Below are 12,975 nucleotides of genomic sequence, written 5' to 3' on the forward strand. Positions count from 1 at the left end.
CACTGACGACTGGAGTTCCTCATGGCGAAAATCAACCTGGCCCAGCAACTGGCGACCACCCTTGAACAGGCGGGTATCAAGCGTATCTGGGGCCTGACCGGTGACAGTCTCAATGGCCTGACCGACGCGCTGCGCAGCATGGACAGTATCGAGTGGATGCATGTGCGCCACGAAGAAGTCGCCGCCTTTGCCGCCGGTGCCGAAGCCGCCGCCACGGGGGAGTTGACGGTGTGTGCCGGCAGTTGCGGGCCGGGCAACCTGCATTTGATCAATGGTTTGTTCGACTGCCATCGCAACCATGTGCCGGTGCTGGCGATTGCTGCGCAAATTCCGTCGTCGGAGATCGGCCTCAACTATTTTCAGGAAACCCATCCCCAGGAACTGTTCAAGGAGTGCAGCCATTTCATCGAGCTGGTGAGCAACCCCGAGCAGATGCCTCAGGTGCTGCACCGTGCCATGCGCTCGGCAATCCTCAATCGCGGCGTAGCGGTGGTGGTGATTCCTGGGGATGTGTCGCTGCTTGAAGTGGAAGACAAGCTCAAGCCCTGGCCAGCCCTGCACGCACCGCGCACCTTGCCGGCCGAGCAGGACCTGCAACGCCTCAGCGAGATCCTTCAGGGCAGTGAAAAGGTCACCCTGCTGTGCGGCAGCGGTTGTGCCGGTGCCCACGACCAAGTCGTAGCGCTGGCCGATGCGCTCGGCGCGCCGGTGGTGCACGCGTTGCGCGGCAAGGAACATGTGGAGTGGGATAACCCGTTTGACGTGGGCATGACCGGCCTGATCGGTTTCAGCTCCGGTTACCATGCCATGCTCGACTGCGACACCTTGATCATGCTCGGCACCGACTTCCCCTATCGCCAGTTCTACCCCACCGATGCCAAGATCATTCAGGTTGATTGCGACCCGCAAGCCCTGGGCCGACGCGCCACGCTGGATCTGGGCATCGCCGCCGATGTCAGGGAGACCATCGATGCCCTGCTGCCGCGCCTGACCCGCAAGACCGATCGCAGCTTTCTTGAGACCTCGTTGAAGCACTACGAGAAGGCCCGTCAGGGGCTGGATGACTTGGCGCAACCCTCCAAGGCGAATCGACCGATCCACCCTCAGTACGTCGCACGCTTGCTCAGCGAGCTGGCCGACGATGATGCGATCTTCACCGCCGACGTCGGCTCACCCACGGTGTGGGCGGCGCGTTATTTGAAGATGAATGGCAAACGCCGGCTGATCGGCTCGTTCAATCATGGCTCGATGGCCAACGCCATGCCCCAGGCCATCGGCGCCCAAGCGGCATTCCCTGGGCGCCAGGTGATTTCGATGTCGGGTGATGGCGGGTTCACCATGTTGATGGGGGATTTCATTTCACTGGCGCAGTTGAATCTGCCGGTGAAACTCATTGTGTTCAATAACTCGTCCCTGGGGTTTGTGGCCATGGAAATGAAGGCTGCCGGGTACCTGGACACTGGCACTGAGTTGAAAAACCCGGACTTCGCGGCCATGTCCAATGCCATGGGCATCCTGGGAATTCGCGTGGAGCAATCCGAAGACCTCGAGCCGGCCTTGCGCCGCGCATTGGCCCACGATGGCCCGGTGCTGGTGGACGTGGTGACCGCCACTCAGGAACTGGTGATGCCGCCAAGTATCAAGCTGGAACAGGCCAAAGGGTTCAGCTTGTATATGCTCAAAGCGGTGATGAGTGGGCGCGGGGATGAGGTGATTGAACTGGCCCGGACCAACTGGCTGCGTTAAACGAAAAGGTGGGAGGGGCTTGCTCCTCCCACACTTGAGCGCATTGCCCGATCAAGCCTTCTGTTTTTCTACCCATTTGCCGTAGGCATCGATAAATGCTTGCAAGAATGGTTTGGTCTTTTCCGACACCTTGCCCGCCTCATCGAACACACTGCCCGCCCCACCCAGGTAGGCTTCCGGCTGCTGCATGCACCACACATCCAGGAACACCAGTGACTGGCGCAGGTGATGATTGGCGCCGAAACCACCAATGGCACCCGGCGACACACTGATAATCGCACCAGGCTTGCCGCTCCAGGCGCTTTGCCCATATGGACGGGAACCTACGTCGATAGCGTTCTTCAACGCTGCCGGTACGGAGCGGTTGTATTCCGGGGTCACAAACAGCACCGCGTCGGATGAACTCACCTGTTGGCGGAAAGTACTGTAGGCTGCGGGCGGTGTTGCACCGTCGATGTCCTCGTTGTAGAGCGGCAAGTCGCCGATTTCAACAATGTTCAACTTGAGATTGGCAGGCGCCAGCTCGGCCAAGGCCAGGGCGACCTTGCGGTTGATCGACGCTTTTCTCAAGCTGCCCACCAGGACGGCAATCGTGTAGACCTTGCTCATTGAGGTTTCCCGACTTCTGAATAAAGGAGCTTGTAGTTATAAAGGCTTAGCGGCGTGTTCACCAGAGGGTTTCGATGATTACCGGGGCGTTTTCCTTGCAGCAGCTTGCGTAGGAAGCGCCTGAAAACATCAGCGAATAGTATTTTTTTCTTATAGGTAAACTACCCCGCTCCCTGACGGTCTACAGAACCGCAAATCGAGTGTTTATCTCCAGAGGTTCTAAACAGATGGCAGCAGTACTAGTCGGACAGTTCCATGCCAGAGACGCGGAAGGCCGCGTATATTCGGTGCATGAGTTCCAGGAATCCAACCCGGCGCAAGGCGACCTGGCTGGCTCGGCGCCCACCACCACCTACAAGCTGGCCATTGGCGACCGTGTAGAGAAACTGGAAGGCGATGAATTCAAACTGATCCAGTCGGGGACCATTCTCGTCCGCGAATCGAAAACTACCCTGGCATCATAAGGGTCCCCGTTTGTACACCCGCTCAGTCCTGGCCATCGATGGCGTTGACTGGGCCGGGGCCATCATGGACTGCGGATCTGCGTCACTTCGATGCCCTGCTCGCTTTGCTTGAGCGTCACCACCAATTGCCCTCTCTCCCCCTCCACCGCGTACATCGAGCGCTTGTAGCCCGACCGATTGGACGCGGGGTACGCCTCCACTTGCCTGATCAAGGTAACCGCCAACACGGTGCCGACCTGCTCGCTCACCCTTTCCTGGGAACGGATGAACGTTTCAAGTGCAAGGCCTTCGGGTGGGTGTGCCGTGGGGTCGTTGAAGAGGTAAGCCGCCACGCATCCCACGGTCACAAGAACCGCGAGTTGCTTGGCCGTCACCCCGAAAAACGTCAAGGGTAGAGGCATTTGAGACCAGACCTGTTTTTTGTTGTAAGTACCGGCAAGCCGGCATTGGTCGTTGCTGATCAGACGCACCATTCTAATGAGGCCTTGGCCGAACGCCATAGGCCGGGGCGACCCGCGCAGTCTTTTTTGCGCCTGAGGGCTCGCACCATTGAATACACTTCGCGCTGCACATAGACTCCGGCCATGCGTTTACGTCATATCGAAGTGATTCAGGCCATCTTGCAAACCGGACACCTGGGCACGGCCGCCGAATGGTTGCAACTCTCTGTGGGTGAAGTAGACGCAATCCTGAAGGACGCCGAGTTGCAGCTGGGGTTCATGCTGTTTGCCAGCGTGCGCGGTCGGCTCCAGGCAACACGGGAAACGCTGGAGTTGCAGACGCACATTGCCCAACTGTACGAAGCCTTTGAGCCAGTACAGCGATTGGCCAGCCGTTTGAAACACCATCACGCTCCAACCTTGCGTGCCCTTTGCACCCCGCCCCTGGCCAACCAGCTGTTGCCGCAAAGCATCGCCATGCTGCGCCGACGTTTCCAGGATACGCCGTGCAACCTGTCGAGCCAGCCGACCCGGGAAATCGTCAGGAGCCTGCTGCTGCACGAAGCGGATGTGGGCCTGAGCCTGCATGACCCGGAACATGCGCAAATCCAGAGCACGGTGCTGGCCCAGGGCAAGCTGCAATTGCTCGCGCCCCATGGCTGGCTCAAACCCAGGCAGAAGTACATTGCGCTGCAAGACCTGGCCGGGCAGTCGCTGATCGGGCTTGAGGGGCATGACCCGCTCAGCCGTCTGCTGGATGCCAAGCTGCAAGCCCTGCGCCCGTTGCCGGTGGTGCAAACGCGGGTGCAGACGTACCAGATGATGCGCAGCATGGTCGAGGCCGGAGAAGGCTTGGCGATTGTCGATCCCTTTACCGCCTTTGGTGCAAGGGAGGCCGGGCTGGACACCTGCCCGCTATCACCGCCCATCCCTATCAGCCTGCACGCACTGACGTTGAAGGACACCTCATCGACACCAGCACTGAAGGCGTTGCTGGAGATCGTCGCGCAGAAAGCCGACGCGTTGCTGGCCGAGAAAGCGACACTCCCGCCGGCACAGTAACGATCTCCTGACCCTTCCCGCCCACGCCGCTTCCCACACAAATCCTAAACATTCACACGGGAACCCTGTCCTGCACGCAGCACACTCATCGAGCAGAAAGCATCAGCTTTCCACTGGACGATACACCGCAGTCAAGGATAAATCCCCATGCACCACCTTCAAAATGCACTGGCACATCTGCCGCTTGCAAACTCTACTGCCCTGTTTCATGCGCCCTCCCCCACACTGTCAATCACCCCACCGCCCCTGCCGCTGGAGGGCTCGACCAGCGACTCGGACACTGAAGTGCTCGACAACCCGACAACCCTTAAACGAGCCTTCAATGATCGCTGTAACTGGCAGGCACTGGCCGCGAACCTGGGCAAACTCCTCACGGAACTGCGCGAAGGTTCTCCCGCCGACTTGGCCGATCAACAAGGCGTGCTGGAAAGCCGACTCACGTCGCACTTGAACACCTCGACGCTGCCGGTGTGCGAGGGCTCCACCTACGCGGTGCGGCATAACCTGGCACCTACTGCACAAGTCAAAGTGGGTACATTTCTCAGCGGCAGCGGCCTGACCACTCCTAAATCCTTTGACGACTTACTCAAGCTCTATCACGCTGCCACGCAACACGTGCATACCCATCCTCTGGGTAATTTCAGCGGAGCGATGTCTTGGCCAGTCCCGCTGGAGGCGAAAGATAAACAAACTATCATCGACCTGTTGAACGCGCCTGACCCAACCCTGCCCGACCTGCCATTAGTCGACAGAAAAGGCGCGCTGGGTTATCTGTTGTCTGCCAGCAACCTGTCCAGCAATGACTTCAAATTCCCAGCCAGAGCGGTAGAAATGCTGCTGGGATCGGCCAAGGCACAAGCGCTGGGCCAAGCCATTCAAGCCCGGCTGGGCGGCATTGCGACGCACACCAGCATCAATGACTACCTGCTCGCCGCTATCCAGTTGGGACTGGACCCGCAATCCATGGGCACACCGGCGCGTAACAGCGTTGGCGGCTTTGATCTAGGGCAACGGGCGCTCTGGAATCAGCCGCCCAGCGCAACGATCGAGGGTTTGAGCCGTCATCTGGTCAAGGAGGCGCGAACCCCTGCGGCATCGGCTGAACTGGCAGCACATATGTTGCTGGCTCGTACTGCGCCTGAATACCTGGTCAAGGGCATTCCGCCCAACGTGACCTACGGCAGCATTCCCTGGACCCAGTTGGCCATCGCCGCCGCCAAGCTGGAAGCCCAATCACCGGGATGCGTACTCACAATGACCTACAGCGAAGTGCTCGCCGCCGCAGAGGGCCTCGACGTCGGCACACCGCTCTCGCAGCATATCCATCGCGAAGCCTTATGCATCTGGGCAATCGTTAATGGCCACTTGAAGGCTGAACCGACACCCACCGACACTGAAATGCGCGCTGTACAGGACGCCTTCAGCATCCAGCAGAAAGCCTTGCAAGCCACGGCCCTGGCACTTGCAACCCCCATTCCGATGCGTGAAAACATGGGAATGGATCTGCTCAGAGAAAAATTCCCAGGCGTACCCGATGAGGTCTTCAAGGCGAAAAACCTTACGAAAGCCCGGTTGATCAAAGGACGCCCCGGCATCTTCCCCGGAAGCCACTCAATGCTGGATGTCGTCATGCACGGCGACAAAGTCAAAAATGATGACAGCGAACATTGGATCACCAAAGACACGCGCATCCCCATCAAACAGTTTTGCGCGCTGTCCGACAGCGGCGCGCTGTCGGTAGTCGATGCGTTTAATCAGCAATACATGCCCGCGATGGAGGCGCAGGAGAAAGGCCATACGGGCATGACCCAATATCTGATCTCGACTTTGCCGCCGCAGGACCGGAAAAACTTCGAATATGGCCAGCTCGAGTTTTTCCACACTAACGACTACGTGATAGGACCGGATTTCTCGACAAAATCCCTGATCAAAAAAGGTCATACTCTCGACGTGAAGATCACCCGCGACGGGCAGGTTAATATCTATCGGATTGATACCCGCGCAGGGAGCATTACCAAACACAATTACCTGGCCCATATTTACTCGCCGCCCTACTCCCGGCTGGACATGCGTGACGCCAACACGCTGCACAGGACCGTGCGATTCAACCCTTTCGAAGACGAGCACACCGAGCAGGCCAAGGAAAAACCGACGATCGCTGAAACACCCAAGGTCTTCGATTCCGACCGTACCCGCTATATCGCCAAGGTACTCACCAAACGCCTGGATTTGCTCGGTAAGGATCTGCTCGAACACGCACGTGGAACCACGTCTTACGACAAAACCAGCGCCGCCAACAAGGCCATCGGAGAGTTTTTCCTCAACCTGATTCCCTTCAGGTCCGCGATTGTCAACTTCATGCAGGGCAATATCGGCGATGGCTTGCTTGACCTTGGCATGGATGTGATGGGCCTGGTGACGCTGGGATCCGCCAAAGCCGCCCATGCAAGCAAAGTGCTCACTAAGGGCGTAGCTGGCCTGAAAGGCGCGGCAAGAACAGCAAGGTTTCTGGGCACCGTCGCCATCGACGCGCTCAACCCGCTGGGCGGTGCAGGCGATTTACTCAAGGGCATCAGCCGCTGGACCTGGTCCAAGGGAAAGAGCGCGTTCAATGCCCTCAAGGGCGCCAGCGGCAGCTACGACGTGCTCAAAGCGGCAAGTACCCAACATGGTCTGGTGGCCGTGGGTACCTCAAAGGTTGTCGGTCATGACCTGGAAATGGGTGCGGTATTTCGTGGCGGCAACTGGCACGCTTTCGACTCGGTCAAGGGGGTGCCCTATGGCCCACCACTGAAGAATTTTCAACCGACCGTGGCGGCGGCTGCCGGGGAAGTCAAAGTCCTCAATAAACCCTCGCTGCTGGGTTATGAGGCTGTGATTGATCCGGACCTGCTGCAAGTCAAGGGGATGCAGAACAATGTCTATGTGGGCCCAAACAACAAAGAATACATAAAAATCGACAACAAGCTCTACGCCTCCACGGTCAAGGATGGCCAGCGTGTGATCCAACATCCCAGTGCCCCACACAACGACATCAAGGTCAAAGACCTGGGGAGTGCAGGTTGGGAAGTTTCAGTCACCGCCAACCGCTTGCTCGGCGGTGTGCCCGACGCCTTACCCGCCTGGAAGCTAGACGACAAAACCTACGTGCTGCCGATGGACGACATAAAAGTAAACGCGGGCGCTTCTTCTTACCCTTACACGATCAAGTACGAGGGCGACAGCTATGCCACCAGCTTTGACACCAAAGTAGGTGCATGGGTAGCCGGTATAGGAATCGGGAAAGGAGCAAGCCCCCAATACTTCTGGAGAAGCGCGAAGAACACGTGGCAGAAGGGATCATTGGAGGAATATCGAAATGCCAAGAAGATCGCCAATCACACTTTCAGGTTTGTCGAGTTCGTCCAGCCGGCCATTTTGCAGGCCCCCAAGAATGTCAGGCCAATTCCTAAAGACATTCACTACTTCTGGGCCGGCGGCGACATACCTGATCACCTCGTCAAGAATATGGTGGCTAATAGAAAAAAAATGCCCGATTTCAAATCCACGGTACACGTCGACGCCGACACCCCAGCGTTATTCCAGGCCATCAAACTCAAGCTGGCGAAAGACGCACCTAGCGTTACCGTCCTGAACTTGCATGAAGACGACTTTTTCGAGCAACTGAAGAACACCGAGTTGTACTCATACTTTCGCCGGGGCCAGGGTCAGAACCTCGCCGCCAGCTCCGATGTGGCGCGCTACCCATTGATGAATAAATACGGGGGCATTTATCTTGATACCGATGACCTGATCCAAGGTCACATCGGACCGATAGCATTGAAGGCCGATGACGGGGAAATCCTGGTCAGTACGCCGGTCGCTATTACTATCAACGATTACAAACCCTGCATTAATACGAGCAACTTCGCTACACAACCAAACAATCCGCTTATCGCGCAAGTGATCAGCGAGATGAATCGCCGCTTCCCTGCAAACAAGGCCTATTTTAAGGCCAACCGCCCGATCGTCCCCAGAGACGCCCAGGGTGCGTACACGCTCACCCCGGAATTTCAAGCATACGAAATCAAGGTTTTTGAAACGGTGGGCCCGCTCATGTTTGACGACGTATTGAAATCAACGCGCCCCGATCTTCACGACCTTGCCTTCGATGGCTACAGCAAGGAACAGTGGTACGTCGATGGCAAAAAGATAACACCCGAGAAAGTGCTCGACGCCGGAACGGACTTTCGAGAATATTTTGAGCAAAAAGGCATTGTCTGGTCCGACGACCTCCAGCAGAACCTAACGGACGCCAGGCTTCGCTACTTGAGATTCAACAAGAACCTGAGCATCAAAGTCGGTAGCGAAAGCTCCTGGATTGACACATAACTTACAGTCACCAGCGCTGACCCTGCACAGCGCTCAAACCTCATTGAGTTCGGACTTGAACAACCGATACCAGAAAATTGCGACTTCGCGGGTTTGCGGATCAATCCCGCGATAACGCAGTTGATCGATCCCGCCCATCACATACCCGCAGCGCTCATACAGGCGGCAGGCACCCAGATTATTGTTCTGGGTTTCCAGCATCATGCCCGGGAGGTTTTTCTTGCGCGCCCAGAACTGCGCCACATCCAGCAGCGCCTTGGCCACGCCATGGCGTCGCGCCGGCAACACCACGGCCAACTCATCAACATGCGCAAAACCGTTCCAGTTGGTGCTGACCACAATGTGCCCTACCGCACGGTCATCCAGGTAGGCCATGAAGATCGCACTGTCGGCGGCATCGCGAAAGCTGGCGAACTCTTCCGGGTCGATGCCATAGCATTTGCGATACGGCAGGACGCGCTCAACCGGCCATTGCTCGACGCGCTGGCCCATCTGCGGTACGCCATAGGCGCTAACCTCGAAACTGAAGTCATTGCCCCATACATAGGCGTCAAAACCTTCGTCGGCGACGCGCACACTGAGCCCTGGGTACTTCGGGTTCATCACAGCTTGCTGCATAAACATTCTTAACCCTTGATGCAATCGACGGTGTAACGACGGCCACTGCCATCATCTTCGTGTTGCAGCCCATGAACATCGGCGACAAAACCGGGGAAACTGCTATCGAACGTGCGGGCAAATGCCAGGTAGTCGATGATTGAACGCGTTGATTCAGTAAAGCGCTCGCCGGGCATTATCAATGGAATGCCCGGTGGATAAGGCACCAGCATTACGGCTGCGATGCGTCCTGGCAAGGCATCGATGGATACCGCTTCAACTTCGCCTCTGACCAGTTGGTCGTAGGCATCGGCGGGTTTCATCGCGATCTGCGGCAATACCGTGTACATGCGCTTGAGATGCTTGGCGGTGGCGTTGCTACGGTAACAGCTGTGCAACTGGTCGCAAAGATCGCGCAGGCCCAAGCCCTGATAACGTACCGGCCCCTGGGCGTACACCGAGGGCAAACAACTGGCCAGGCTGACGTTGGCATCGTAACTGCGCTTGAACTCCAGCAACTCGGTGAGCAAGGTGCTCCACTTGCCTTTGGTGATCCCCATGGAAAACAACACGAGGAACGAATAAAGCCCGGTTTTTTCCACCACGAGGCCGCGCTCCCAGAGAAACTTGCTGACCACCGCGGCGGGAATCCCACAATCGCTCAAGGCGCCACCTGCATTGAGGCCAGGCATCACCAGGGTGACTTTGATCGGGTCCAGCAAGACATAATCTTCAGCCACATCGCCAAAGCCGTGCCAATCATCCTGGGGATGCAATAGCCAGTCCGCCGTGGCAACGCGGTCGATACCCGCCACCGATTGTGGCTGCCAGATCGAAAACCACCAATCCTCGGCAGCGATATGCTGGCGCAGGTTGGCCAGCGCGCGGCGGAAACTCAGGGCCTCGTCGAACATTTCCTGCAACAGCGAGCGCCCGGCGGGGCCTTCCATCATCGCCGAAGCGACATCCAGCGAAGCGATGATGCTGTATTGCGGTGAAGTCGAGATGTGCATCATGAAGGCTTCGTTGAAACGGTCACGGTCCAGCTGCCGTGCGCCGCCATCCTGCACATGAATCATCGATGCCTGGCTGAATGCGGCCAGCAGTTTGTGGGTGGAGTGGGTGGTAAATACCAGCGGGCTGTCCGGTGTGCGCGAGGTGCCCATGCCATAGCGCCCGGCGAAAAACTCGTGAAATGCCGCATAGGCATACCAGGCTTCGTCGAAGTGCAGCACCTCTACGCTATTACCCAATTGCTGCTTGATCAGTTCGGCGTTGTAGCACAGGCCGTCGTAGGTGGAATTGGTCACCACCGCCAGCTTCACCTTGGGTGGCCGGCCATATGCCAACGGGCTGGCGTCGATCTTGGCGCGGATTGATTCGGGGCTGAATTCACTCAAGGGGATCGGGCCGATGATCCCCAGTTCGTTGCGCTCCGGGCACAGATACAGCGGGATCGCGCCGGTCATGATGATCGAGTGCAGCACTGACTTGTGGCAGTTGCGGTCCACCAACACCAGGTCGTCGCGACCGACCATGGAATGCCAGACGATCTTGTTGGCGGTGGAGGTGCCATTGATGACGAAGAAGGTATGGTCGGCGCCAAAGTTGCGCGCGGCGCGGGCCTCGGCTTCGGCCAGGGGCCCGGTATGATCGAGCAGCGAGCCCAGTTCAGGGACAGAAACAGACAAGTCCGAGCGCAGGGTGTTCTCCCCGAAGAACTGGTGAAACGCCTGCCCCACCGGGCTTTTACGATACGCCACGCCACCGCCATGGCCAGGGGTGTGCCAGGAATAATTGGAATCGGCGGTGTGCTGCACCAAGGCCTTGAAGAACGGCGGTAACAGGCCGTCCAGGTAAGTGCGGGCAGAGCGGGCGACCTGGCGCGCCAGGAACGGCACGGTGTCTTCGAACAGATAAAGAATGCCGCGTAGCTGGTTAAGCTCGCTCATCGCATCGGCCGGCGCGTTTTCAAGGGTGACTTGCTCACCCAGGGCAAAGATCGGCAGGTTGGGTGCCCTTACCCGCGCCAGGCGGATCAGCTCGACCATGTTTTGCAGCAGGTGGGTATTTTCCCCGGCGCCTTCTGCTGCGATCAACATGCACGCCAAACCATGATGGGTGGAGGCCACCAACCGCCCTTCGGCGTAATCCACCGCAGAAAATATACTGAAGCCCTCTTGTTCCAACTCCCTGGCGATGCCTCGAACCCGGTCACCGGCAACGGTGTCGGCCTTGATGTCACGGTGCACGATAAGAATAGGGAACTTGAGGTCTTTGTACATGAGCGCTCTTACTCCGGAGGGCTTTGCACTCAGGGTAGAAGCTGGAAGCGAATGTGGCGAATGAAGATTTGGCAGCCCATCAAGATCAACTGCACTGCCCCGTGCTTATTGTTGTGTCAATTGAGTCCACAACGCCGGCGCACCCGCCGCCTTGGCAATCGCTTCCAACCGCGCCACGTGCTCGGCCAGGTCCTGCTCGCTGGCGCGGATGATTGGCGTCGGCTTGCGATCGGCCGGCAGGCGGCGGATTTCCGAAGGGCGATTGCCGGAGCCTTCCGCCGAACCACTGCCATCGGACGCATTACCAGCCAGGGACAGGCTGGTTTGCCCGCCGGTCATGGTCAGGTAAACGTCGGCCAGGATCTCGGAGTCGAGCAAGGCGCCGTGCAGCTCACGGCCGGAGTTATCGACGCCATAGCGTTTGCACAAGGCATCGAGGCTGTTGCGCTGGCCCGGGTGACGCTCACGGGCCATCATCAAGGTATCGAGGATGGTGCAGTGCTGGGAAATGTCCGCACGGTCCGTCTGCCCCATCAGGGCAAATTCGTTGTTGATGAAGCCGATGTCGAACGCTGCGTTATGGATGATCAACTGGGCGCCGTTGATGAACTCGAAGAACTCATCGGCCACTTCAGCAAAGCGCGGCTTGCCCTTGAGGAACTCGTCGGTGATGCCGTGGACGCCGATCGCGCCTTCGTCACTGTCACGATCCGGTTGCAGGTAAACGTGGAAGTGGCGGCCGGTCAACCGGCGCCCCATCAGTTCGACGCAGCCGATTTCGATGATCCGGTGACCATCGGTCACCGGCATGCCGGTGGTTTCGGTATCGAGTACAACAGATCGGATGGCCATCAGGGTTCAGCTCTCAACGGTGTGGTGTGCAATGTGATGTGGTGAATCAAAGGGCGCGATGTTAACACGTGGGCTGATTCAGCTCTGCTTGTAGCCGCGCACTTCATCCACACCACGATTGGCCAACTGGTCGGCGCGTTCGTTGCCAGGGTGGCCGATGTGCCCACGCACCCATTTCCAGGTGATGTCGTGACGGTTGCATTGCTCATCGAGCAATTGCCACAGGTCGGCATTCTTGACCGGCTCCTTGGCCGCCGTCTTCCAACCGCGCTTCTTCCAGTTGACCATCCACTCGTTGATGCCCTTCATCACGTATTGCGAGTCGGTCACCAGCAGCACGTTGCAGCGCCGCTTGAGTTCTTCCAGGCCACGAATAGCGCCCATCAGCTCCATGCGGTTATTGGTGGTGTTGGCTTCACCGCCCCACAGTTCCTTCTCCACGCCCTTGCACACCAGCAAGGCGCCCCAACCGCCGGGGCCGGGGTTGCCCTTGCAGGCGCCATCGGTGAAGAGTTCTACGCTATCGGTCATCGGTTGTATCCATCAAAA

At 58.1% G+C, this 12,975-nt stretch carries 10 protein-coding genes; 4 read left to right on the forward strand and 6 right to left on the reverse strand.

Annotation, left to right across the window (positions count from 1 at the left end; all coding sequences use genetic code 11):
• The first annotated feature begins 21 nt into the window (after positions 1–21).
• Positions 22–1,746, forward strand: coding sequence for a ubiquinone-dependent pyruvate dehydrogenase (poxB, locus tag IH404_RS16310; protein ID WP_005788732.1), 1,725 nt, complete (start codon positions 22–24; stop codon positions 1,744–1,746).
• A gap of 51 nt (positions 1,747–1,797) precedes the next feature.
• Here poxB and IH404_RS16315 read toward each other — a convergent pair whose 3' ends face one another.
• Positions 1,798–2,355, reverse strand: a complete 558-nt coding sequence (locus tag IH404_RS16315; RefSeq protein ID WP_005788734.1) for an NAD(P)H-dependent oxidoreductase — start codon at positions 2,353–2,355, stop codon at positions 1,798–1,800.
• 227 nt (positions 2,356–2,582) lie between these two features.
• Between IH404_RS16315 and IH404_RS16320 the strand changes: the two genes are divergently transcribed.
• Positions 2,583–2,819 carry a hypothetical protein gene (locus tag IH404_RS16320; protein WP_032803575.1) on the forward strand — a complete coding sequence of 79 codons (237 nt, stop codon included), beginning with the start codon at positions 2,583–2,585 and terminating at the stop codon, positions 2,817–2,819.
• A gap of 62 nt (positions 2,820–2,881) precedes the next feature.
• On the opposite strand, the gene IH404_RS16325 is transcribed toward IH404_RS16320, so the two are convergent.
• Complete coding sequence (locus IH404_RS16325) at positions 2,882–3,220, reverse strand: hypothetical protein (protein ID WP_005788737.1); 339 nt, start codon at positions 3,218–3,220, stop codon at positions 2,882–2,884.
• Positions 3,221–3,403: 183 nt separating this feature from the next.
• Here IH404_RS16325 and IH404_RS16330 point away from each other — a divergent pair, with 183 nt between their 5' ends.
• Positions 3,404–4,321 carry a LysR substrate-binding domain-containing protein gene (locus IH404_RS16330; RefSeq protein ID WP_005788739.1) on the forward strand — a complete coding sequence of 306 codons (918 nt, stop codon included), beginning with the start codon at positions 3,404–3,406 and terminating at the stop codon, positions 4,319–4,321.
• 147 nt (positions 4,322–4,468) lie between these two features.
• The gene (locus tag IH404_RS16335; RefSeq protein ID WP_194438453.1) at positions 4,469–8,692 is read left to right on the forward strand and encodes a glycosyltransferase; all 4,224 of its coding nucleotides are present in this window, start codon (positions 4,469–4,471) and stop codon (positions 8,690–8,692) included.
• 33 nt (positions 8,693–8,725) lie between these two features.
• On the opposite strand, the gene IH404_RS16340 is transcribed toward IH404_RS16335, so the two are convergent.
• The 4 genes from IH404_RS16340 to rnhA all read right to left on the reverse strand — a co-directional run bounded on the left by IH404_RS16340 (position 8,726) and on the right by rnhA (position 12,957).
• Entirely contained in the window at positions 8,726–9,295 is a 570-nt protein-coding gene (locus IH404_RS16340) for a GNAT family N-acetyltransferase (protein ID WP_032803907.1), read from the reverse strand.
• Positions 9,296–9,318: 23 nt separating this feature from the next.
• Positions 9,319–11,574: an Orn/Lys/Arg decarboxylase N-terminal domain-containing protein gene (locus IH404_RS16345; protein WP_005788744.1), complete on the reverse strand. Its 2,256-nt coding sequence runs from the start codon at positions 11,572–11,574 to the stop codon at positions 9,319–9,321.
• Positions 11,575–11,679: 105 nt separating this feature from the next.
• Positions 11,680–12,420, reverse strand: coding sequence for a DNA polymerase III subunit epsilon (gene dnaQ / locus IH404_RS16350; protein WP_164699548.1), 741 nt, complete (start codon positions 12,418–12,420; stop codon positions 11,680–11,682).
• Positions 12,421–12,504: 84 nt separating this feature from the next.
• A complete protein-coding gene (rnhA, locus tag IH404_RS16355) occupies positions 12,505–12,957 on the reverse strand; it encodes a ribonuclease HI (protein WP_003173571.1) in 453 nt (150 codons plus the stop codon).
• Between the last annotated feature and the right edge of the window lie 18 nt (positions 12,958–12,975).

It is taken from the genome of Pseudomonas sp. OST1909 (assembly GCF_015277575.1).
Classification (GTDB): domain Bacteria; phylum Pseudomonadota; class Gammaproteobacteria; order Pseudomonadales; family Pseudomonadaceae; genus Aquipseudomonas; species Aquipseudomonas synxantha_A.